The sequence below is a fragment of the Bacillus sp. RC252 genome (assembly GCF_044909215.1).
GTDB lineage: Bacteria > Bacillota > Bacilli > Bacillales > Bacillaceae_G > Bacillus_A > Bacillus_A mycoides.
Genome location: NZ_JBIYDV010000008.1, coordinates 99,262 through 122,723, shown reverse-complemented (window position 1 = coordinate 122,723; position 23,462 = coordinate 99,262). Strand labels below are relative to the sequence as shown.

The window sequence follows — 23,462 nt, the reverse complement described above, 5'->3', positions numbered from 1 at the left end:
TAGTCTATGTAGTGTGATTTGTCCCATATGAACATAATGAAAAAAGGCTGTAGAATGATTCATTCTACAGCCTTTAATAGATTAATAATCTATCAACCTTCTAATAATAATGATTTTGGATCTTCAAGCATATCTTTAACAGCAACAAGGAAGCTAACCGCTTCTTTACCATCAACAATACGGTGATCGTAAGATAGTGCAAGGTACATCATTGGACGGTTTTCCATACGCTCGTTATCGATCGCAACTGGACGTACTTGGATTTTATGCATCCCTAGAATACCTACTTGTGGACTATTTAGGATTGGTGTAGACATTAGAGAACCGAACACACCACCGTTTGTAATTGTAAATGTACCACCTTGTAGCTCTTTTAATGAAAGTTTATTATCGCGTGCTTTCAGACCTAAATTACGAATCTCGCTTTCAATTTCAGCGAAGTTCAATTGATTAGCATCGCGTACAACTGGAACAACTAATCCATCTGGAGCTGCTACTGCAATACCGATATCATAGAATTTTTTAATGATAAGCTCATCGCCTTGAATTTCAGCATTTAATAATGGGAACTGTTTTAATGCTGCAACAACTGCTTTTGTGAAGAATGACATAAAGCCAAGACGTACATCATGTTTTTTCTCGAAAGCATCTTTGCGTTCTTTACGTAATTCCATGATTGCACTCATATCAACTTCGTTAAATGTAGTTAACATTGCAGATGTTTGTTGAACTTCTACAAGACGTTTTGCAATTGTTTGACGGCGGCGGGACATTTTCACACGCTCAACTGGTTTTTCGAATTCAGTTTTTGCAACTGGAGCAGGAGCTGGACTTTTTGGAGCAGCTGGTGCTTCTTTTGGCGCTGCAGCGTGAGCTTGTACATCATGTGGTCTCACACGTCCAAGTGGATCTGTGCTGCGTACGTCGTTTAAGTCGATTCCTAATTCACGAGCCATTTTGCGAGCAGCTGGTGATGCGATAGGACGATTTGTATTTGGTAAACCTTGTAACGCTTTATTTTGTTCAGCACTTGGAGCTGCTGCTTTAGGTGCTTCAGTAGTTTCAGTAGTTTCTTGTTTTGGTTGCTCAGCAGGTGGTGCTGGTGTACTTACTGCAACTCCTGCGCCGTTTGCATCTAAAATTGCGATAGTAGCGCCAACTTCAACTGTATCCCCAGGTTCGCCTAGTAACTTCGATACAATACCTGAATCCTCTGCAATGATTTCTACATTGACTTTGTCAGTCTCAAGCTCAACAACGCTGCCACCTTTCTCAACTTTGTCGCCTACGTTGATAAGCCATTGTGAAATAGTTCCTTCTGAAATAGATTCTGCAAGCTCAGGTACTTTAATTTCGATCATTTTAAATGTCCTCCCCTTATTTGCCTAACGGTGTGTTTTGTCTTCTTTAATCTTCGGTAATCTCCATTTGTTAGCCTGGCTGTGGCAGACTATCTGCCATAGCCAAGCCTGAAAAACTCATTGTTACTTTCAGTTGCTGAAAACTTCAATTTCTTGTTTATCTTGACGGAAGTTGTACTTCACATCTAAAGCGTGTGCAACGATTAATTCTTGCTCAGCTTTGTGAGCGAATGGATCGCCACCAGATGGGCTAGAACGATCCGGGCGCCCAATGTAACCTGTTTTCACTTTATCCCCAGCTAGTTCGAACAGAATTGGAGCCATGTAATGCCATGCGCCCATATTACGAGGTTCTTCTTGAACCCAAATGATTTCTTCTAAGTTTTTAAAGCGTTTAATAATAGATTGAACTTTTTCAGCAGGGAATGGGTACAACTGCTCGATACGAACCATATGAACTTCATCTAGGCTGTACTCATGCTTACCACTTTCGATTTCTGCTGCTAAGTCAATTGCCATTTTACCTGTACTTAAAACAAGACGTTTTACTTTGTTTGGTTTCGCACCAAGGTTTTCTTGTTCTAAAGCAGGTTGGAAACGTCCTTCGCTTAACTGACTAGCAGTTGAAAGCGTAAGTGGATGACGTAATAAACTCTTTGGCGTCATAAGCACTAACGGTCGAACAGCTTCTGTTCCTAAGATAGATGCTTGACGACGTAAAATATGGAAGTATTGTGCCGCGCTCGTTAAGTTTGCAACTGTCCAGTTGTTCTCAGCAGCTAATTGTAAGAAACGCTCTGGACGTGCACTAGAGTGCTCTGGCCCTTGACCTTCATAACCGTGTGGTAATAGAAGAACTAAACCAGATTTTTGACCCCATTTTGCTCTTCCTGCTGAAACATATTGATCAAATAATGCTTGCGCAGTATTTGAGAAGTCACCGTATTGAGCTTCCCACATAACAAGAGTTTCTGGAGCAAATACGTTGTAACCATATTCGTAACCAACAACAGCAGCTTCTGATAACGGACTGTTATGAACAGAGAATGATGCGTTAATGTTCGGTAAACGGTGTAATGGTGAATATGTTTCGTTTGTATCAGTATCGTGTAATACGATATGACGGTGCGCGAATGTACCACGCTGTGAATCTTGACCAGTTAAACGAATTGGCGTACCTTCTTGCAAAATTGAAGCGAATGCTAACGATTCAGCAAGTGCCCATTCAATTTTACCGTTCTCTTCAAGAGCATCTTTACGGCGCTCAAGAATTTTCTTCACTTTTGGATATACGTTAAAGCCTTCAGGCCAAGATAATAGTCCTTCATTAATTGCACGAAGTGATTCAATTGAAACACCAGTGTCAATCGGCTGGATTCCTTTTGCAACAACCTCTGGAACTTTAACGTGAATTGTTGCAGCACTCGTATCAGCTGGTGGCACTTGTGCGTATTCAGCCTTTAATTCCTCTTGTATAAACTGAGTAATTGTTTCAACCTCATCTGCATTCAGAACGCCAGCAGATTGTAATTGATCTGCATAAATTGTTCTTACAGTTGGGTGATTTTTAATTTTTTTGTACACTTGTGGTTGCGTAACTGCTGGATCATCCATTTCGTTATGACCATATCGGCGGTAACCGATTAAATCGATTAAGAAGTCCTTTTTGAACAGCGTACGATATTGGATCGCAAGGTTTGCAGCAGCAAGACAAGCTTCCGGATCATCAGCATTCACGTGAACAATTGGAATATCGAAACCTTTTGCAAGGTCGCTTGAATATTTAGTAGAACGAGAATCATAGCTATCAGTCGTAAAGCCGACTGCATTATTTGCGATAACATGAATAGTTCCGCCAGTTTGGTACGCATTCAATCTACTTAAGTTGAGTGTCTCAGACACAACACCTTGACCAGGGAATGCAGCATCACCATGAACTAAAATTACGAATGATTTTGTAGTATCTTGTTCTGGAAGACCAGATTTTTTACGATTCTCTTGAGCAGCACGTGCGAAACCTTCAACAACAGGATTAACGAACTCAAGATGACTCGGGTTATTTGCTAATGTAACACGAGTGCTAACTTCTTCATTACCAACGACTTGTTCTCTACCTAAATGGTATTTCACGTCGCCAGTCCAGCCAGCATTTGCCACTGCACCTTCTATTTTTGCATGTTTGAATTCTGCAAACATGTGATTATATGGCTTTTCTAATACGTGAGCGAGTACGCTTAGACGACCACGGTGAGCCATACCAATCATGACATCTTCTACGCCGTCTTTAGCACCTTCAGAAACAATTTCATCTAGTACAGGTACAAGCATATCAACGCCCTCTATTGAGAAACGTTTTTGACCAACGAATGTTTTATGCAAGAATTGCTCGAAACCTTCAACAGCAGTTAAACGTTTTAAAAGAGCAGTTCGTTTTTTATTTGATAATGGTTGACGCAATGAATTTGATTCCACCATTTGATGCAACCACGCGCGTTCTTCACTATCTTGTATATGTGAGAATTCATAAGCTAAAGATTTTGTATAAACGTCTTTTAATCTATGAATTACATCAAGTGCAGTGTGAATACGCTCTGGTGCATCTTGCCATACTGTTTTTGCTGGAATCGCTTTCAAGTCAGCATCGCTCAGTTCGTTCATTGTTTTCTCGATAAGAGATTGTCCGTTTGCAGCATCTTCCATCGGATTAATGTGAGCCAATGTATGCCCGAAAGAACGAATCTGTTCAACAAGTTGAACGACTTTAAGAATCTTTTCAATGTTCCCTGTGTTTTGAGGAGAAAAATGTGTTGCTGTGTTGTCCCCTGTTACGACATCATCTTGAAACGAAGGAGCTCCAAAAATTTCAAAAAGCTCTTGTAATTCCGGATCAACAGAACCTGCTCCAGTTACGTAAAGATCATACTGTTCAATAACATAACCAAGGTTCGGACCATGGAACTTGGCCCAAGGGTTTGTCGTTGTATTCTTCCTCGTCATTTGTTTAAACCTCCCAATGCATATAATCCTTTTTCCATACAAAAAGGTGCATTTTGCTCTTTTCAATAATTGATGAACCAATAATCAATGTAAATGTTTTTCTTTACTCTTATGTTATTACAATAATTTACATAATACCAAACACTATTACTTATCTGTTTTGTAAAAAAACATTCACAATAACTTATCACCCAAGTTAATCTTTCATGTTATAAAGTAATTTCACGGGAAAACGGGGTGGATATATTTGGTATACCTACATTAATACCTATAATTGTTGCATTTAAATATAAGTATAACTATCAGAATGTTTCGATAAAGTTTAGTTCGAATTATGTATATTGGAATAATAAGCGCTTTCATTGATATTATACAACAATATAACGGAATATAGTATAAAAAATAAAAAATTATGAATTTACCATAAACTTTATCTCGATAGTGTTAAATATCGAAAGGAAAATGAAGGATTTCTACAAAAAAAGTGGCTATACATAAAAAATGCTTCATAAACCGTTAGTTTCTATAAATATGGCGAAAAACAACGTAAAAACAATAGCGCATTTCACCCGATAAAGAGCAGAATGAAACATTTTAAAAGGATAAAACAAATATGGAGATATTAAATTTTCATAAAAACGGGGAGGAGATATAGTAACGGCTATATACATTGTTCCATGTTTCATTTCAAAATAGACGTGCTGAATTTGAAAAAGTTTCTTCTATATAAATAGAATGAAACATAGACGAAATGAATGTAAAGGAAACTTGACGTAAAGTTTCCTTTACATATATACTCGGTATAAGGAAGGAGGGAGAAATTTCCTTGGAAAATAAAATGGTTGAATACCGAAAAAAATTTGGACTATCTCAAGAAAAATTGGCTGAGAAACTTGGAGTTTCCAGACAAACCATTATCTCAATTGAAAAAGGGAAATATGATCCATCACTTCCATTAGCATTTGAAATAGCAAAAGCATTTCAGACAACGATAGAACATGTATTTATTTATGAAGGAAAAGAAGAGGGGGAGAAAGGATGAATTATTCACAAAAGTACTTTGTAATTATGGGGATTATTTTTCTATTTATGAGTGGATTTATGATATTAACAGGTATAATGACGCATTCTGCACCGCCAGCTATAACTTATCCATTGCTTGGGATGATGATTATGAGTTTCTGCCTAAGTTACTTGCACCCACAATTTAAAGAAAAAGACGAGCGAATGAAACTTATTCGTTATAAAGGGATGTTCGTGACCTTTTTTGCACTAACCGCATATTATCTTCTTTTCTCTATCGGCTTAAACTTAAAAATACTTACACTATCTGCTACTGAACTATTGAACATACTTATGGCACTCACGATGAGTACAGTTTTTATATCGTTTGTTGTTTTATCGAAAAGATATTAAGATGTAAAAGAGAAAGGAAGATTAACATATGCAAATGATGTATGCTTTTGGCATGGGGCTTGTATTATTTTTAGCCGTATTCTTATTTATTCGTAAAGACGTTCAGGGCGGAACGTTAACGAAACGAGGATTTTATAAAATGATCGGCTGTTTAGTTGTTATGTTTATAGCGATTATCGTAATGATCGTTTTAATAAATCAGTCATTATAGAATTTAAAAATGGAACCTTACTTTTGTAAGGTTTTTCTTTTTGAAAATAAAACTAAAAATCACCATAAAATCCATTTGCTATCTATATCTTGTATTATATAATCCAATAAAATGATAGATAAGGAGAATAGTATATGAATAAAAAAGCTATCTTCTTTATAGCAGTATGTCTACTACTTATAGCTAGTATTACTTATATAATATGTAACAAACGAGAACAAGTGCCACCTATGTTAGTATGGGAGAATCAAGAATACTACGTTATGGATGAACCTGCCAAAATAGAAGAAGTAGGGCAAAAACTTGGCGAAGTAACAAAGAAAATTGAAACAATCAAAGAGCCTACTAAAGATAGTGAATCCAACGTATTATAAGAAAAAACAGAAGTATTTGAGATGATTTTAGAAGAAGAGGATGAAAGGCCACCTATACTCGTAAAAGAACCTAAGGGTGAAGAATATAGAGTAGCAAGACCGATGTTAAAACAAGTACTATAATGAAAAGGAGACTCATATGCAGACAGTACCTTCATATCAATGGTCGTTAAGAAAAATATTTGTCTTTTTCCTTTGCTTTATTTTGCCTCCTATCGGTGCCATTTACATTTTGATGAATAGGGAGGCGCTACAAAAGAGAGACCTCATTTTATATTTATTATTTGCTGCTATTAATATATCGCTTTGGTTATCACTTATGATTTTTGATCGGAGTATGTGGATGGTAGCAGGGTATTATGTACTTGGAGCAGTTGTTATTGTTTTTTCGAATATGAATAAGAGATAAGCCAGCAACCTTAAAGTTGCTGGTTTTTATTTTGATATTTATAATGAAGAAACAAATTTTTAATAGAGAGTAGTGACGTTATGAGATGGAAAGAGGGAACGTTTGAAAACATAGAAACGAATGACTCATCTATTGAGCAAATTATAAATACGTTTAAGGAACAAAACTTAAATGGTGGCGCAATAATCAGCTGTTTTAAAGTAAATGACGAACAATTTTTCAACGAAATACCTTATGAAAGAGATAGATACGAGCATTTTTTTAGAAAAATTTTCAACTCTTTAGATATAATCAATAACTTAGAGGAATTAAAAATACATACATCAGAAAAATATAAGTTTCAATTTGAATATAATAGCGCGGTAATGCTTGATGGGAGTATTGCATTTCAAATTATAAGAGGAGGAGCATATAAAGGCTTTTCGGAGAGACCAGTAATGGCGAAGCAATTAGCGAACAATGTATGCCAATGCATGTTCCAAGATCGATATGAAGATATTACAGTGTTCGAAAACCACAGCCCTTGGACAGAATGGTTTTACGATGTTGCATGGGATAATACTTGGATGGTATTGGATAGTAAGGAGCATAAAATGTGGTTAATTTGTGCTACGGATACGGATTGATAGAAGAGGGGGCCTTGTAGGAATGCTGCAAGGCCCTTTATCTTTTGGGAATGAATAGAAAGCGAATCATATAAATGCTATACTAAAAAATGTTTGTAATGTCAGTTTCATACTATTGTATAATGCTGACTTACTAGAAAAGATATGAGGAGAATGAATGTGAAAAAGATACAGAAATTATTGCTGTTAATGATGGTAGTAGGATTAACAGTAGGTGTTTTAGCAGGGTGTGCAAATCCGAAAGATACTACAGAAGAATTTTTAACAGCGATACAAAAAGGTGATGTAGAAAAGGCTCGTACATTTGTTGAGAGTGACAAGGAATTTAATAAACTAAATGAAAAAACAGATGATGCTGAGGCAAAAGCAATGCTGAGTGCAATTACGAAAAACTTTAAATTTGAAAAGCCAGAAGAAGTATCGAAAAAGGATGACAAAGCAGAAGTGAAAGTGAAAATTACATCTGCTGATCTATCCGTTGCTGTAACAAAAGCAGTGGGAGAAGTTATGCCAATGGCGTTCGCTAGTGCCTTTAGTGAAGACAAAGAACAATCTGAAAAAGCGATTGAAAAAACGATGACATCAGCAATCGTCAAACACTTATCAGATAAAGATGCAATCATGGCAACTCGCGAAGTTACATTGAACTTAAAGAAGAACAATGATGGCGACTATAAAATCGTTGCAGATGATAACTTGAAAGAAGTATTGTTTGCTAATGCGAAGTCTTTGGAGAAGATGTTTGGTGGGAAGTGATTAACTGGAAAGATTTTTAGTTTTTATAAGCAGTGACTTGGATAAAAAGAGATACCATATCACCTAATAGGTTGATATGGTATCTCTTTTTTATGACCCCGGAGAGGCTCGAACTCACGACCTCCACCCTGTCAAGATGTGGAGGTCTATACCCTGAAAGAAACTTGCATGTTCTAAAGTTGCTTAGAGTCAAGATAAAGTTGCTCAGTTGAGTAAATTAGTGTTTTCTAGTATTCTAGAGTTTCTTTTCGTTTGTGACCAAAAACGTGACCAAATTCAAATGGTTAGCACAGCCCTTATCTAGATATTAATTAAAGCATTTTCACCCTCTTTAAATTCCTCTACTAAGTGAAATTGTTCAAGTTGAGCTTCTTCCCAGATTGATTTTGGAATGTGTTCTAAGATAATAATTTGGAAATCTTTTTTTAACTCTTTGTTTACATACAGGATAAAATCATTTAATAATTTCATCGCGATGGTAATTTTTTTCTTATCTCCTAGATTTACTTCTTCCCATGTTTTCTGTTTAGTCTCTTTCAGTTTAGTATCTTCTCCGTAATAAGGTCTACTAGGTTGGTCTAATATTAAGAACTGAGGGACAAAAGGACTATTTTGTTTTAGGATTAATTCGTGTAAGCCTAAGAAAAGACAAATATGTAGGAAGAGATGATTTGAGCTACTTCCTATAGTTGATGGATTGGCGGTCTTGGGTTTTCTAAGATTTAATTTTTTATTTTTATCATCAAATAAAGCTTTATAGCCAGAATAAATTCCAAGTGCTTCTTTAGATTGTTCTAGGTATCTATCAATTAATTCCTCTAGTAATTTTATAGCGGCATCCTTATCAGTGTTTTCATCTAATGAATCTATAAGTTCAGCTAAGTGCTCTCTTTTAGTTATGATTTGGGTTTCGTAATCTTGGTCAATAGAAACCTTTCTGTCTTCATAAATGGATAATGTATGCTTTAGCTCTCCAATAAAGATATATTTTTCAATGTCATTTGTAAAAGTGTTTTTTTCTGTTGGAGCTAGATTGAGTAATGCTTCAACAGATTGTAATTCTTCTTCAAGTTTTTTGACTTCGGCACGTATGTTTAAGTTAAGAGGATATTTTTGGTTAAGTGTATTTTTAATTCGATAGAGTTCTTTTTCAAAGTCTAGCAAAAGTCCTTTCATATCAGGTGTTTGTATAACTTCGTAGAAATTATCTTTAATATATGTAATAGGTTTTAGGCTGTGAAGGTTATTGCTTTCCACTTCTTTATATTTTTTATATTGGCTATCAAAAGTTTTATAAGTTTTTATTTTTCGAATTAAAGCGTTTTGTTGACTCTTAAGATTACTTATATTGTCTGGTTCGCTAGATACAAACTCTCTATAATTAAATACAACTTCTTTTAATTGTTGTAAACATGTGTCTAAATCCATGATACTATCATCAATTAAATTATATTCTTTAGCCTTCCTTATTAATTCGGCTTTGTTTTCTTCATACAACGATGCTGAATCTTCGTATGAGAGCTTTTTCTTTTCTAATTTATTTATTTCTTTTTCAATGTCACGTATTTTTTCACGAATCAGGATATTTTCTACGGTGTCTATTCCAGTAGCGATGTCAAAAATTCTTTCTAACGCTTCTCTGTATTTTTCATCATTTTGTTTATCGAAAAATACATGCTTGTTGGTGATAATATCTTCGGATTGGGTATTAAACATTAAAAAGTATCTTAATGATATTTTACTTCCGGCGGATAGTTTGTTCCCACCGTAGGGTATAACAATGTTTTTATCAATACTGAATTCTTGTTCCAAAATACTTTTACACTCTTTTTCACTAATATTGGATGATGGAAGATCGGGTATATTGCCTATAGCTGAGAAATAATATTCTTTTGATAATGACTTTGAAGAGCGGAATTTACTTCTAGCTATAGTAAATGTTTTGTTGTTAATACTAAAATTTAAGCCATACCATTTAACATTTTCATTTATTTTTTCATGAGGAATTTCTGTTTTACTGGCAAAAAAGCAATAATCAATGATATCAAGGATTGCAGTTTTACCTGTACCGCTGTCACCAGTTATTACATTTACTTTGTTTTCCTGAAATTCAATTTCACGGCATGTATCGTTTTCTAACCACAGTATCATCTTATGAATAATAAATCTCATAATATCACCCTCAATTGTAAGTATAGATTTGCAATATCATCATTTAATAAACAAGCAAGCGTAGATGATGATTTTATAATATCTTCAACTCTTTTCCCTAAAGTTTCATTTGTATATTCAAATTTATTTTCATGAATATAGTGTATAAATTCATTTTCAATATTCACTAGACCAATTTCTTTTAATAGAATAATGGAATTCATTGAAACAGGAAGTAGTGAAATATATCTTTGATCAAAGTTTACAAAGAAATGAGGTTTTTTAGTTATAAGTTCCTCCATGCTTCTTACTACAGAGTTTTTTCTTTTTAAAAAGTTCAAAGTACCTTTGTGAGAAACTAGAGGGAGAATCAATGTGCATTGAGAAATAGTAGCTTTTTCTAAGTGTTTTAATACAGATGCAATTGCTATACTTCCAATCAATTCATTGTTGTATAAATATCTAGAGAAACTTTTGTTATTAGAATCTATTGGCTTATTCATTTGATTTGTACTTCTCCTCCCAATCTAGCTTCCAGCCTATTCTTGGTGTGTCAGCTAGTAAGTAGAATTGCCCATTACTAAATTCTGTATCAAAACGTGTCTGTTCAAAGTCAAGAATTTGCTTTAAAACTTCGAAGTAGCATTTACGAGCATGATCAATTAAATCATCTTCATCAACACTATTTTTATCTCGTTTCCACTGTCTATGTATAGATTGATGAGCATCATTAAATATATTCTTCCACCGTAATATACAAGTGTCATCAAATTGTTTTCTTTGTAAAGCGGTCATATCACCTTCTTGTTCCCATTCTTCTAAGTTAGTGTATGCAAGTAGCTTATATCCGATGAAAGTTAGAAGTTCTTCGATGTCTTGTTCTTCAATTACTTCAATATCTAGAAGCTGTTTGATGAAAACTTGACTAAAAGGATCGCCTGTGAACTCAGTGTATTTTTTTCTAATGGGTAGGCTACTATCACGAGTTTTTTCAAAATAATTTTCTGCTTGTTTTCTAAAGTCCTCAAAAGAAATTATTATCTTTTCTTTATTTTTAACATTCATATAATTATTTGCGCGTATATTGCTATCTAGAGATTCAAAAACAGAGTTTATCCTATTTTCTTTTACGAGTTTTTCACGAATTTTACTCTTTATTTTATTTATTAAGTCATCCTGATCTAATTCAAAAGATAGTTTATTGAGGAAACTCTTAAGCCATCTATCATTTTGACTTTTGAAGCACTCTATATATCCTTTTATAGTTTTGTCTTTAACGGTTGTATGTAAGTCATCTAGGTATTCTTTAAATTCTTTTATTGTAATAGTCTTTTCCTTAAATTTTGATACATTTTGTAAAAATGTGTTAGATTTATTGCTAGATTTATTAGAAACTAAAATGAATTTTGTAGAATCGATAAAATCCATTTGCTTTTTTAAAGTGCCTCGCTTCTGAGTTTTATCATTTATAATATGCAACCAATTGGAAATGGTTTTCCATAAATCACTGTCTAATTCGGTTAGATTAATGATTGCACCGGATGTCTTTGTTTGAATAGAGTGTTTTAACTGTAACAAAATTTGATTTCCATTTTTTAAATCGATATGCACATCATCTTTGACTTCTATACCAATTTGTTCTCCTTCTTTAAGATTAAGTAGTAAATATAAAAAATAGTAATATTGATAATCAAATCCTATAGATTTATTATCCGCAGTTGTTTTCTCTTGAAAGGATGTCACCACATTTCCTCCTTGTTAATTTTATGAAGCAAAATATTTATTGGGTTGAATAGTACTTAAAGGTTGTTTCGATGTATATAAATATGATATCACAATATAGTGATTTTAATGATCATGAATAAATTTTTATATAAGGGAAGAAGAATAATATTTTAAATCCGGATAGGGGGTGGTTATAAGTTAATAACCACCTGAAAAATAAAATATTTTATGAAACATAGAGAGATTATTGATATAGAACTTTAATAAGATTAAGGATTTTTTGTTTATCGGAATTTGTTAGAGTTTGTCCATTAAATTTAAGCTTTACATTGGAATTTAATAGTTCTTCAATATTTAAATCATTATTTAAGAATTGAGCTACTAGTTCGTATCCAAAATTGTCTGCAAAAGTTTGAACCCATGTACTAACTGCCATTGTCCCTGTAACATAATTAGTAAGTTCTTCAGTACTATGACCAGTAAGAATCATATTTGTATCAACATTAAATTCGTTTGCCAGTATTTTAATATCTTTGGCAGTAGGAATTGTATATCCCCTTTCCCAGTTTGATATCACTTGAGAAGAAACATTAATATTTTCTGCAAGTTGTTGTTGTGTCCATTTTCTTTCTTTTCTCAGTGATTTGATTTGAGATCCAATTGAAAACTTCTCAAGTATTTGCTTCTCTTTCATAAATAATGTTCGCTCCATTCCTTGTTATGTCTATATTTATTTTAGCATTATTAACGGATTTTGAGAAAAATATATAAAAAACAGTTGAAAATAACGAATTACGTTAGTATAATTTAACTAAATCCGTTATATTAAGTTTCTATCTATATTTTTTTGTGTAAAACTAACGAAATCCGTTATAAATGATATTTTGTATTGGTGCACATAGTTTTTTAGATGAGATCAAAAAATATTTAAAGCGGTTATAAAAATGAATAATTCAATAAAAGGTTTATTTTAATTGAATTATAGAAATTTGAAAAAGATTTTGTACAGGTGAAGTCGATACACAGATGAGGATTGGCTAGGTCTTGATTTGGAAATGCGAGCAAGCCCTGCCAGGTTGTTGATAGCTAGGCTAGAAAGGCCAGGCCTCTTAAAGGACTGGCCGTCTGGCTAGCAGAGGCTTACATAGGTTGTATATCAAGATTGGGAGTTTTTATTGATTAAGAACTCCGCAACCATATAACATGCGGGGTTCTAATTACAACATCAGGTAAGGAGGAACATATATTGATTATTAAAGGTATTGATACAGTTGAATTTGGAGTTGAAGTCTTTGACTATTTTCAATCTTTTAAAAGCACATTAGATATGCTAGCTTTATTAAAATCTAAAGCTCAAGAAGAATCCAAAGAGTATGAAGTTGAAATAAACGGAATTAGTTTAAAAGTACATAGAAATGGGATTCCTTTCTATTCCTATAAGGTATCATGTAATGATTTTCTAATGTACTTTATGGATAAGCAAGTAAAAAATACGTCACCGATTAAGGTGCGGTTTCTTGCATCTTATTTATGGTCACTTGGCTTTGAAAAGGCTGTTAAAGAATTTCTTAATTGGTTAAGTGGTTTTGGAGTCTCTATAACAGATACAAAGTTATCAAGGATTGATGTATGTGTAGATAGTGATGAAACTCCTTTTACTAAATATGATTTGGAGAAAGTAGTAACTAGAGCAAGAGGGAAAGTAAATCATTTTGTAAATGATGAATATTACAATGGAAGTGAATTTAGTGGTTTTACAATAGGGCGTGGCGATCCATTGTTGGCACGTATATATAATAAAACGCTTGAAGTGAAAAAATCTCAAAAGCTTTGGTTTTATGATTTGTGGAAAGAACATTTGTGGGATGAAATAAAATCTGTATGGAGGGTTGAATTTCAAATTAGAAGAAAATGTCTAAAAGAATTTGGAGTTAGCTCTATAGAAGATTTTATTCTAAAGGAAAATAACATTTGGTCTTACTTAACAATGGAATGGTTAACCCTTAAGGTTCCATTATCAGATAAAAATAAAACTAGGTGGCCGCTAGATCCTAGGTGGACTGTCGTTCAAAAAGCAGATTTAACACAAAATTTTTCTCCCATTATAAGAAAAAAAGTGAAAATAGGGAATACAGAACAGCTATTAGATCAAATTGCTGGTTTACTGATTTCAGTAGGAGCTTTAAATAACCATGATAGTTTAGAGGTTACTACTAGAATTGCAAAGAGATGGACTGAATCAAAGTTGGATAAGAAAAATACTACTTTTGATCAAGAAAAAATACAAAGAAATAGACGTTTTTTATCAACTCATTCGTACTAAAATAGGAGGATTTTATGAATACATTAGAACAATACCCATCAGTACTAGATGTTGTACATATTCAACAAATATTAGGAATTGGAAGAAGACAAGCTTATGAGTTGGTTAACTCTGGTGATTTTCATATAGTTCGCATAGGGAGAAGAATTAAAGTATTAAAGACTGTCTTTATCTCTTGGTTAGAAGGTAGCGATGTAAAGGAGGAAAATTAATTGGCTGGTTCTGTAAAAAAAGATGGTCATAGTTGGTATTATGTACTAGAACTAGGGAGAATAAATGGAAAGAGACGGCAAAAAAAGAAGAGGGGCTTTAGAACAAAAAAGGAAGCACAAAATGCTTTGACTGAAGCAGAACATGCTCTTTTAAAAGATGGTACATTTAGTGAACCTTCTAAAATGTTGTATAAAGAATATTTAAATAGTTGGCTTGATGATAAAAAGATACTTATAAAAGAATCAACTTTTAAAACTTATAGTTGGTTAATACATAAATATATTATTCCTAACCTAGGAAACATAGAAATTTCCAGAATAAGACCTATAGATATCCAAAAATTGTATAATGAGATAATAAAGAATAATTTATTATCAAGGGAGAATGTACAAAAAATACATTCTTTAATAAATGATTCTTTAAAAAAAGCTGAAAGGTGGGGGTTAATAAAACGTAATGTTGCCTCTTTGGTTGATAGACCTAAAGCATATAAAAGTGAATTAAAAGTCTGGGATATAGGAGAGGTAAAAGGCTTTCTAGAGGTAGCAGAAAGTAGTAGATATTATATTGCATTCCTTTTGGCACTTACTACAGGAATGCGACAGGGTGAGATATTAGCCCTAAGATGGAAAGATATTGATTTTAATAATAATACACTTTCAATTAAGCAGACTTTAAATCATGCAGGGAACAAAATAATAGCAGGAGCAAAAACAAAGTCTGGACAAAGAAGCATTGCATTACCTAATGAAACAATAAAATTTTTAGTAAAGCATAAAGAAACCATTGATAATGAAAAAAGAGTAGCAGGGATTTTATATACAAACCATGATCTTGTTGTATGTACAAATATTGGGACACCATGTTTACCTAGAAATTTATTAAGGTCTTTTTATAGCTTAATAGAGAAAATAGATATAACAAAGATTAGATTCCATGATTTAAGGCATACACATGCAACTTTGTTATTGAAAGAAGGTGTTCATCCTAAAGTAGTTGCAGAACGACTTGGACATTCAAATATACGTGTAACATTAGATACTTATAGTCATGTATTACCGAGTATGCAACTTGAGACTGCAAATAAAATAAATCAGCTATTATTCTAAGTTATTGTACAGGAGGATGTTTAAAATGGAGAAAAATGTTTTAAATGATTTATTAAAACAAAATACACCGATTAATTTTATTGAAGGCAAGGATATAAGAGTGGTTATTCAAGATGATGATATTCAAAATGAAGGATGGAAATCAAATGTTAAGGCTATAAAACTTTTAATTGATGAGTTGCCCGTCGGATTTATTCAAAAAGATACAGAAGACTTTTTAATTAATGAAAAAATTACTTTTCTTTTACTTAATTCAATTGCTGAATTGTTGAAGGATAATGATCCTATTGGATTTATACGCAACAAAAATAATATGGAAGTAATAAGCTATTTTATAGACTTAGTAAGTGATCAAAAATGGGAATCTAATCCGGCTTTTCAAGAGTATATTTAAGAATGAAACGACGATTAAACAAAAACATTTGAAGGAGATTATTGATGTCTTATTGCTATTGTACGAAGTGTGAGAGTGTTTATAGATGTGAAGATGTAAAAGTGTGTTGTGGTAATAAAAATAATTTAATTGATTGGGCAGAATTTGCTTTTATTATGGGATATCCTTTATATCCTGTTAAGAAGAAATATGCTGGGTTTCATTTAGATTTATATAAACGTTTAGATGCTAAATCTATGTATAATCTTAGGGAATATGATCCTGAACTTTTTTATTATGAGTTTAATGGTTGGAAAGAGATTGAATTAAAAAAACATAAATAATAACGTAATATTATTATAATTTGATTAAATGTTTGGGATAAAAGTCGTAGAATAAATATCCGAATTGTATCCTTTACGAAATGATTTAGGACAACGTCCTAAATTATTTTGTAGAGGACAGCAAGCGGAGCGCGGTAGTAAATGAACAACTTTATGGTAGGGTGACCAATATGTGACCAGAGAATCTGTGAAGGCTTTAAAATTAATAAATATAAAATAGAAACCCCTTGACTATCAAGGGGTTTTTCATATGATCCCGACTGGGTTCGAACCAGCGACCTCCACCCTGTCAAGGTGGCGCTCTCCCTGCTGAGCTACGGGATCTTCAAAAATGCTTATGTAACAGCATCTTTAATAATTATGCTAAAGCAATTATATATAATTAACTGAAATTTTACAATATTTTTGTGGTAATCTTTTAAAGGTAAAGTATTTGGAATCAGGCTAGTAGTGTATTAAGGAATATATAAGAAGAGCATTTAATTGAAAGTGGATTTTGAATAAACCGGTTATATTATGATTTCCGATACCAATCCAAAGGACCTTTATCGCTTAAATCAACAAGAAAAGGGAATAAGAAGTGTAAAGGTAAGCTTATAAGTTCTGGCATAGCGTTCAATGTTTTCTTTGATAGATATTGTCTTTCGAAACAATACGGACAATCTTTTTCAAATGTCACGAGTATTGACCATACATCTTTTATTTTCCACTTCGTTTTACAATACGTACAACGCGCCATGGAGTTCCTCCTCATTTTAAGGTATTTTCTAATATATTCGATTTCATTGTACTAAAGTCAAGTGTGTTTGGTGTGATATAATGTAAGTTGGTTTGTTTTTTTATATGGATGTATTCCGTAATTTATGACTAAATGAATGTAGTGTGAGGGTTATATAATAAGAGATTTTCATTTTTAATATGCAAATTGGCCAATATATCCTTTTTACAATTTTCAAGAAATCATGTATAAAAGAAGTACAAGATATTTATAAATATTCAGGAGTAGAGGGAGAATAATTGTAATGGTAAGAAAAACGTTCAAGATGCGTGTGTCTAGAAATAGAACGATTTCGATTGATGGTTCGATTCTTGATGTGGATGTGACGCATGATGAGTTTTTGCAAGAGTTCGTTGAGTGGGTCGATTCTAAAGGGTGGTCATTTATGGGGATGACGGATGAGATTACGGCCGAGGAAGCTGGACAAAAGTTAATAGATTCGTTGATTGATGAGAAGGATAAGAAAGAGTAATTCCTTCTTATTTTTTATTGTATATTTATGTTATTTATCGTAAAAGTATGATATAGTAAAAAACAGTGAATATTCTTCCAATTTAATACAAATTACATATAGATTGGTAGAGTCATTTTATAGAGTGTGAAAGTAAAGTGAAAAGGGAGAGTCATATGGTTAATTTTAAGAAAATTTCGGCTTTTATTATGGTTATTTGTTTATTTTTTTTGACACCTATGACGTTATATGCTGAGACGAATGTTGGAGTGAATCAGGAGCAAGTGGCACCACCACCTGCGGAAGGGCCGAATGTTTTTAGTCAGTTTGCGACTACGATTGATGCGAAAACAGGGGATATGTTGTACGACAAAAATGCACATCATCGTGCGTTCCCTGCTAGTATGACGAAAGTGTTAACGGCGATTTTACTGATGGAGCATACGAAGCCAGAGGATCAATTTACGTTTTCACAATTAGCATTAGATCAAGAGAAGAGTAATTATCAAATTGAGTTTCAATCTGGTGAGACTATTAATAGAAATACTGCACTTATGATTTTAATGGTGCTGAGTGCGAATGATGTGTCGTATGCGATTGCGGAGCGTATTGGAGGAAGTGTTGAAAATTTCGCCAATATGATGAATGAAAAGGCGAAGCAATTAGGGGCTAAAGATAGTCATTTTGTAACGCCAAATGGATTGCATGATCCCAATCATTATACGACGCCATATGATATGGCCATGATTACGAGAGGTGTGCAAAAGTATCCTGAAATTTTACAAGCGATGAATACGAAAAGAACGACGGTTACGACATCTACGCAAACAGTTTCTATTTTTAATAAGTCTACTTATTTTGAAAATCCATATAGCATTGGTGGTAAGACAGGATTTACGAATGAAGCGCGCAATACGCTCGTTTTATTAAATGAGAAAGATGGAAATCGTATTATAAATGTAGTAATGGCTTCTCAAAGACCTGAAATCTATGAGGATTTAAAGCAGATGGCGGAATATTCTTTTGGGCAATTTACGAAACAAACGGTGCTAGATAAACATAGTTGGCATCAAAAGACAACATATTTAAATAAAGATGTTGATTCTGAGTTAGAAAAAAGTGTTGAGCTTATGCTTAAGAAAGATGAAGGGAAAAATGTGAAAACTATTTTTCGAGCCGCTTCATTAGATAAAGACTCTTTGTATCATAAGGGAATCCATCGTGGTGAGATAGTTGGTGTAGTTGATATTACGAAGAATAATCAAACAATTGCGACGATAAATGTTCTTTCAAAAGAAGATGTTACTTTTGCGATGCCTAAAAAAGATACAGTTGCACCTGAAGTAAAGGTATCGAATGTGAAAGTGATAAGTGTTGGGATCGGTGCGATTGTATTATTTGGAGCGATTTTATATGTAGTGCTGCGCCGAAATAACCAAGGGATGAAATCAGAAGAAAAATAAATTGCTAGTAGACCGTGATGAGATTTTGTCACGGTCTTTTTTGTATGCATTTCAAAAGTGATTTAACTAATAATTGTAAATTTTCTTATTGCATTTCCAAATCGTTCGTTATATTATTTACTTGTGTTCTTGTTAGAGAACTAAAGTGGATATTGTATACTTCAAATAACATAAAACAACGGAGAGGGAGAGAGACGATGAAATTAATTTGGAAGGTGATTAGCAACGTTATCTCATTTGTTTTATTTGCGGTAATGGTTTGTTTAGCTTTTGTAGTTATTTCTTCAAAAGCGAGTGGCGGGGATCCAACAGTGATGGGATATCAATTTAAGAGCGTTCTTTCAGGATCGATGGAACCAACATTTTTAACAGGATCAATCATTGCGATAGAGCCAACGAAAGATGGTTCTAAATATAAAAAAGGTGATGTTATTACGTTTAAAGAGAAAGATGACAAAATTATCACTCACCGTATTATCGGTGTGAAAGATACAAATGGAAAAGTAATGTATGAAACAAAAGGGGATAACAACAACGGACCAGATTTAGCACCAGTACTTGCAGAGAATGTAATTGGAAAGTATGCAGATATTACAGTTCCATACGTTGGTTATGGACTGAATTATGCGAGTTCAAAAGCGGGAGCAGCATTACTTCTCATTATTCCTGGAGTCTTTTTACTTGGCTATTCCGCAATTTCTATTTTTGGCGCTATTCGTAGCATTGACGGAGAAAAGAAAGATAAAAAAGTAGAACAATCCGTCTAGTTCGTTTGGTTATACTTTCCGTTTAGGAAGTTAACAAATATATATATTAAGGGGATATGGACATGACTTTAAAGAAAAAATTAGGAATGGGTATCGCATCAGCAGTATTAGGAGCAGCATTAGTTGGTGGAGGAACATTTGCATTCTTTAGCGATAAAGAAGTGTCAAATAATACATTTGCGGCTGGTACGCTTGATTTATCATTAAGTCCATCAACAGTTGTTAATGTATCGAATTTAAAACCTGGTGATACAATTGAAAAAGAATTTAAACTAGAAAATAAAGGCTCTTTAGATATTAAAAAGGTTCTATTAAAAACAGACTATAATGTAGAAGATACGAAGAAAGATAATAAAGATGATTTTGGTAAACATATTAAAGTAACATTCTTAAAAAATGTAGATAAGCATGAGACGATTGTGAAAGAAACTACATTAGATAAATTGAAGGGTGATACACTTACAGCAGTAAATAATGATTTAGCTGCTTGGTTCTGGGATGAAAAAGGTATTTCTGCAGGTAAATCTGATAAATTCAAAGTGAAATTTGAATTCGTTGATAATAAAAAAGACCAAAATGAATTCCAAGGCGATAAGTTACAATTAACTTGGACGTTTGATGCACAGCAAGGCGATGGTGAAACGAAATAATAATGACAACAAAAAGAGACTATCAAAAGTGGTAGTCTCTTTTTGTGTTAAAAGAGAAATGTAAAAAGAAACATAATTTTTATATCATTTTGTAATTCACTTTATTATAATAAAGGTATAGTTCTTGATAAAGAACAAGTTGTTCGATAGGAGAGATTAAAATGCTGAAGGCACCTCGCAAATTCAAAAAGATGCTTATATTGCCATGTTTGTGCTCTATTACTTTTTATTTAGGTTCTCAAATGATGACGTATACAGAGGCAGCTTTCATTCATGAGACGAAAGTGCAGGCAACAATTTCTACAGCAAGTATTTTTCCAAAAACAGTTGATCAGTTGACAGAACAAGCTAAGCAACATAAGGAAGTAATTTTGCATGAGTATGAAGAGATGAAATCGAAAGTAACTTTCACTTCCACTCAAGAATTAGAACAGGCGCTTGTTACGTGGAAGCAAGGACGTGAGAAAATTGTTACTGAGAGGGAACTGTTACAAAAGGTATATGCATCAATAGAAAATCCTTATAACAAAGTGAAAGAAGAGTTAAAGGGAAATAAAAGTGAATCTAATAAGCAAGTATTCTCGTATGTGAATGCTGGTTTTCATATAGTTAAAGAGCACTGTGAGTATGTTGATAAAGAGGTTAATTTACAGGTGATTGATAAACAAATTCAAGCTTTTGAAAAATTATTAGTAGATGAAACAGCAAAGCAAGTGAGTGAGGCTGAGAAGCAAAAGAAATTAGAAGAGGGTAAGAAGCAAGAAGAAGCGAAAAAGCTAGAAGAGAGCAAGAAACAAGAAGAGGCGAAAAAGTTAGAAGAGAGTAAGAAGCAAGAAGAAGCGAAAAAGCTAGAAGAGAGCAAGAAGCAGGAAGAGGCGAAAAAACTAGAAGAGAGTAAGAAGCAGGAAGAGGCGAAAAAACTAGAAGAGAGTAAGAAGCAAGAAGAGGCGAAAAAACTAGAAGAGAGTAAGAAGCAGGAAGAACAGAAGGAATAGTAAGTAAAATACAGCAGCATTTCGGAAGGAATAAATACAATGATAAGAAAAATAGGTGAGAGAGCCTTACGACTCACCTATTTGCTTTGTTTTTCTTATTTCACTATTCGTGGGTATAGGTCTTCACCTAAAAATTTAACGAATGCGAGGAAGTTAGTTGGCAGCCCACCGCTTGGTGAAGGTTAATGATCAGTGGGGATGGACAGAAAAACACTGATTAAGGCTTCACTTTATTTCTCAATACTTTTCTGAAAAAAAGGAAAAAATGTTGAGAAATAAAAATAATCAAAATATATATTGTATTTATATAGTCTTGTTCGTTATAATGAACTTAAGGTTTTAAAAAAAGAACAAATATTAGCTAAGCTAATATAGTTTTAGTTACACCTCTTATTTTGAAATAAGAGATAAAAATACAAAAAACAGCTAGGGGGAATTGATTGTGAGTCTGAAAAAGAAATTAGGTATGGGAGTTGCATCAGCAGCATTGGGGTTATCTTTAATTGGTGGAGGAACATTCGCTTACTTTAGCGATAAAGAAGTATCAAACAATACATTTGCAGCTGGGACGTTAGATCTTACATTAAACCCTAAAACGCTTGTAGATATTAAAGATTTAAAACCAGGGGATTCTGTTAAGAAAGAGTTCTTATTAAAGAACGACGGTACTTTAGCAATTAAAGATGTTAAATTAGCGACAAAGTATACTGTGAAAGATGCAAAAGGTGATAATGCTGGTGAAGACTTCGGTAAGCATATTAAAGTGAAATTCCTTTGGAACTGGGATAAACAAAGCGAGCCTGTATATGAAACAACTTTAGCTGATTTACAAAATGCTGATCCAGATCTTTTAGCTAAAGACATCTTTGCTCCTGAGTGGGGAGAAAAAGGTGGCTTAGAAGCTGGTACAGAGGACTATCTATGGGTACAATTTGTATTCGAAGAGAATGGTCAAGATCAAAACAAATTCCAAGGCGATTCATTGAACTTAGAATGGACATTCAATGCTAACCAAACAGATGGAGAAGAAAAATAATAAATAAAAAAAGCGGGGGATTCCCCGCTTTTTTTTATAAAGAAAAAAAGAAGTGCCCGTTTTAAGCACTCTTTTATATGTATTATTGTTGATTTTTCTTCCATTGTGTGAATTCGAGAAATTCACGAAACTGTTCTTTTGAGACACCAGAGCTCATCGCATCTTTAACGAGCTGTGTCCATTCGGAGTCTAGGTGACCCTCCGTTGTTGTTTCATCGTGAAGTAAAGTATCAACTGGAATTTGTAGAACAGCTGCAATTTTTTCAAGAAACTGAATAGAAGGGTTTTTTTGTAAATTCCGTTCTATAGAACTAATGTAAGATTTAGCGACACCAGCTTTTTCGGCGAGTTCTGTTAGTGAAATGCCTTTTTGTAAACGAAGGCGTTTTATACGTTCTCCTATCATATTTGCGCACCTTTCTATCAATATGTAGTCGTCTTATGATGTGATTATTATAACATAAACTTCGTTAAAAAGAACGAGGCTATTGAGCCTGGCTCGTATGCTTCATACGTTGAAAAAAGTGTTCAATATCTTGCAGGGCAATGCCAGCATCTAGAGCTTCAAGTATTAAATCAATCCATTCTTGATCTAGTGAGTCAGCCTTATCTTTGTACAAATGTAATTCCTCCCTAATTAGTGGTCATAATTGCTGCTACAGAATATATGATAATGCAATCGGATTTTGTATTTTATATAGTGAATTATCAAATATTTTGTAGATGAAACAAAGATAAAATCCCCATTAAATTCCCTCTATGGCGATTATAAAGTTTCTGACAAATATTTTCAATATTTTCTGAAAACATTGTTGAATTGTGATATATTCGTATACTAACTATGAAATTTTTACAAATATATTAAAAAAATTACATAATATAACTAAATATTGAAAATATATTGAATTTTTAATAATATAAAGTATGTAATACA

At 33.3% G+C, this 23,462-nt stretch carries 26 protein-coding genes, 1 tRNA gene and 1 pseudogene; 18 read left to right on the top strand and 10 right to left on the bottom strand.

The window, feature by feature from the left end; translation table 11 throughout:
* Positions 1–92: 92 nt before the first annotated feature.
* Together odhB and odhA are read right to left on the bottom strand one after the other, a co-directional pair.
* Positions 93–1,361: a 2-oxoglutarate dehydrogenase complex dihydrolipoyllysine-residue succinyltransferase gene (odhB, locus tag ABH960_RS13685; protein WP_404445769.1), complete on the bottom strand. Its 1,269-nt coding sequence runs from the start codon at positions 1,359–1,361 to the stop codon at positions 93–95.
* A gap of 129 nt (positions 1,362–1,490) precedes the next feature.
* Positions 1,491–4,358, bottom strand: a complete 2,868-nt coding sequence (odhA, locus tag ABH960_RS13680) for a 2-oxoglutarate dehydrogenase E1 component (RefSeq protein WP_404445766.1) — start codon at positions 4,356–4,358, stop codon at positions 1,491–1,493.
* 826 nt (positions 4,359–5,184) lie between these two features.
* Here odhA and ABH960_RS13675 point away from each other — a divergent pair.
* The 7 genes and pseudogenes from ABH960_RS13675 (at position 5,185) to ABH960_RS13645 (ending at position 8,150) form a co-directional block, all read left to right on the top strand.
* Entirely contained in the window at positions 5,185–5,400 is a 216-nt protein-coding gene (locus ABH960_RS13675) for a helix-turn-helix transcriptional regulator (protein WP_002140896.1), read from the top strand.
* Complete coding sequence (locus tag ABH960_RS13670) at positions 5,397–5,774, top strand: hypothetical protein (protein ID WP_001109902.1); 378 nt, start codon at positions 5,397–5,399, stop codon at positions 5,772–5,774. The genes ABH960_RS13675 and ABH960_RS13670 overlap by 4 nt, the downstream gene beginning before the upstream one ends.
* Before the next feature lie 28 nt (positions 5,775–5,802).
* The gene (locus ABH960_RS13665; protein WP_002086895.1) at positions 5,803–5,985 is read left to right on the top strand and encodes a DUF3976 domain-containing protein; all 183 of its coding nucleotides are present in this window, start codon (positions 5,803–5,805) and stop codon (positions 5,983–5,985) included.
* 134 nt (positions 5,986–6,119) lie between these two features.
* Positions 6,120–6,482: pseudogene (locus ABH960_RS13660) on the top strand (hypothetical protein).
* A gap of 16 nt (positions 6,483–6,498) precedes the next feature.
* Complete coding sequence (locus ABH960_RS13655) at positions 6,499–6,768, top strand: hypothetical protein (RefSeq protein WP_404445762.1); 270 nt, start codon at positions 6,499–6,501, stop codon at positions 6,766–6,768.
* A gap of 80 nt (positions 6,769–6,848) precedes the next feature.
* A complete protein-coding gene (locus ABH960_RS13650; protein WP_404445759.1) occupies positions 6,849–7,394 on the top strand; it encodes a hypothetical protein in 546 nt (181 codons plus the stop codon).
* 159 nt (positions 7,395–7,553) lie between these two features.
* Positions 7,554–8,150, top strand: a complete 597-nt coding sequence (locus ABH960_RS13645; RefSeq protein WP_002140900.1) for a hypothetical protein — start codon at positions 7,554–7,556, stop codon at positions 8,148–8,150.
* 300 nt (positions 8,151–8,450) lie between these two features.
* Here the strand turns inward: ABH960_RS13645 and ABH960_RS13640 are convergent, their stop codons facing one another.
* The 4 genes from ABH960_RS13640 to ABH960_RS13625 all read right to left on the bottom strand — a co-directional run bounded on the left by ABH960_RS13640 (position 8,451) and on the right by ABH960_RS13625 (position 12,720).
* Positions 8,451–10,322: a DUF3732 domain-containing protein gene (locus ABH960_RS13640; protein ID WP_340951655.1), complete on the bottom strand. Its 1,872-nt coding sequence runs from the start codon at positions 10,320–10,322 to the stop codon at positions 8,451–8,453.
* Entirely contained in the window at positions 10,319–10,804 is a 486-nt protein-coding gene (locus ABH960_RS13635; RefSeq protein ID WP_193663435.1) for a three component ABC system middle component, read from the bottom strand. Before ABH960_RS13635 ends, ABH960_RS13640 begins: the two co-directional genes overlap by 4 nt.
* On the bottom strand, positions 10,797–12,044 hold the full coding sequence (locus ABH960_RS13630) for a hypothetical protein (RefSeq protein ID WP_193663434.1): 1,248 nt from the start codon (positions 12,042–12,044) through the stop codon (positions 10,797–10,799). Before ABH960_RS13630 ends, ABH960_RS13635 begins: the two co-directional genes overlap by 8 nt.
* 226 nt (positions 12,045–12,270) lie before the next feature.
* Positions 12,271–12,720 carry a helix-turn-helix domain-containing protein gene (locus ABH960_RS13625; protein WP_227494697.1) on the bottom strand — a complete coding sequence of 150 codons (450 nt, stop codon included), beginning with the start codon at positions 12,718–12,720 and terminating at the stop codon, positions 12,271–12,273.
* Positions 12,721–13,272: 552 nt separating this feature from the next.
* Here ABH960_RS13625 and ABH960_RS13620 point away from each other — a divergent pair.
* From ABH960_RS13620 to ABH960_RS13600, 5 genes are read left to right on the top strand one after another with little or no spacing between them, the layout of a single operon-like run.
* Positions 13,273–14,349: a replication initiation factor gene (locus tag ABH960_RS13620; protein WP_193663432.1), complete on the top strand. Its 1,077-nt coding sequence runs from the start codon at positions 13,273–13,275 to the stop codon at positions 14,347–14,349.
* A 14-nt stretch (positions 14,350–14,363) separates the two neighbouring features.
* Entirely contained in the window at positions 14,364–14,561 is a 198-nt protein-coding gene (locus ABH960_RS13615) for a helix-turn-helix domain-containing protein (protein ID WP_048557220.1), read from the top strand.
* Positions 14,562–15,671: a site-specific integrase gene (locus tag ABH960_RS13610; protein WP_340951662.1), complete on the top strand. Its 1,110-nt coding sequence runs from the start codon at positions 14,562–14,564 to the stop codon at positions 15,669–15,671.
* Between the two features lie 25 nt (positions 15,672–15,696).
* The gene (locus ABH960_RS13605) at positions 15,697–16,065 is read left to right on the top strand and encodes a hypothetical protein (protein ID WP_340951665.1); all 369 of its coding nucleotides are present in this window, start codon (positions 15,697–15,699) and stop codon (positions 16,063–16,065) included.
* Between the two features lie 44 nt (positions 16,066–16,109).
* A complete protein-coding gene (locus tag ABH960_RS13600; RefSeq protein WP_193663429.1) occupies positions 16,110–16,388 on the top strand; it encodes an aldehyde dehydrogenase in 279 nt (92 codons plus the stop codon).
* Between the two features lie 251 nt (positions 16,389–16,639).
* On the opposite strand, the gene ABH960_RS13595 is transcribed toward ABH960_RS13600, so the two are convergent.
* Together ABH960_RS13595 and ABH960_RS13590 are read right to left on the bottom strand one after the other, a co-directional pair.
* A tRNA-Val gene (locus tag ABH960_RS13595) sits at positions 16,640–16,712 on the bottom strand.
* A 190-nt stretch (positions 16,713–16,902) separates the two neighbouring features.
* Positions 16,903–17,127: a hypothetical protein gene (locus tag ABH960_RS13590; protein ID WP_404445751.1), complete on the bottom strand. Its 225-nt coding sequence runs from the start codon at positions 17,125–17,127 to the stop codon at positions 16,903–16,905.
* Between the two features lie 283 nt (positions 17,128–17,410).
* Between ABH960_RS13590 and ABH960_RS13585 the strand changes: the two genes are divergently transcribed.
* The 6 genes from ABH960_RS13585 (at position 17,411) to calY (ending at position 22,528) form a co-directional block, all read left to right on the top strand.
* Entirely contained in the window at positions 17,411–17,638 is a 228-nt protein-coding gene (locus ABH960_RS13585) for a hypothetical protein (protein ID WP_002064332.1), read from the top strand.
* A 155-nt stretch (positions 17,639–17,793) separates the two neighbouring features.
* Positions 17,794–19,080 (top strand): D-alanyl-D-alanine carboxypeptidase family protein, encoded by a 1,287-nt coding sequence (locus ABH960_RS13580; protein ID WP_404445748.1) that lies wholly within the window; start codon positions 17,794–17,796, stop codon positions 19,078–19,080.
* Positions 19,081–19,277: 197 nt separating this feature from the next.
* On the top strand, positions 19,278–19,847 hold the full coding sequence (gene sipW, locus ABH960_RS13575) for a signal peptidase I SipW (RefSeq protein WP_002064334.1): 570 nt from the start codon (positions 19,278–19,280) through the stop codon (positions 19,845–19,847).
* A gap of 62 nt (positions 19,848–19,909) precedes the next feature.
* Complete coding sequence (locus ABH960_RS13570; protein ID WP_044437854.1) at positions 19,910–20,497, top strand: CalY family protein; 588 nt, start codon at positions 19,910–19,912, stop codon at positions 20,495–20,497.
* A 161-nt stretch (positions 20,498–20,658) separates the two neighbouring features.
* Entirely contained in the window at positions 20,659–21,492 is an 834-nt protein-coding gene (locus ABH960_RS13565) for a DUF4047 domain-containing protein (protein ID WP_078422193.1), read from the top strand.
* A gap of 442 nt (positions 21,493–21,934) precedes the next feature.
* On the top strand, positions 21,935–22,528 hold the full coding sequence (gene calY / locus ABH960_RS13560) for a biofilm matrix protein CalY (RefSeq protein WP_002030430.1): 594 nt from the start codon (positions 21,935–21,937) through the stop codon (positions 22,526–22,528).
* A gap of 82 nt (positions 22,529–22,610) precedes the next feature.
* Here calY and ABH960_RS13555 read toward each other — a convergent pair whose 3' ends face one another.
* Together ABH960_RS13555 and ABH960_RS13550 are read right to left on the bottom strand one after the other, a co-directional pair.
* The gene (locus ABH960_RS13555) at positions 22,611–22,934 is read right to left on the bottom strand and encodes a helix-turn-helix domain-containing protein (RefSeq protein ID WP_002030429.1); all 324 of its coding nucleotides are present in this window, start codon (positions 22,932–22,934) and stop codon (positions 22,611–22,613) included.
* Positions 22,935–23,013: 79 nt separating this feature from the next.
* Complete coding sequence (locus tag ABH960_RS13550) at positions 23,014–23,148, bottom strand: anti-repressor SinI family protein (protein ID WP_002011474.1); 135 nt, start codon at positions 23,146–23,148, stop codon at positions 23,014–23,016.
* Positions 23,149–23,462: the final 314 nt, after the last annotated feature.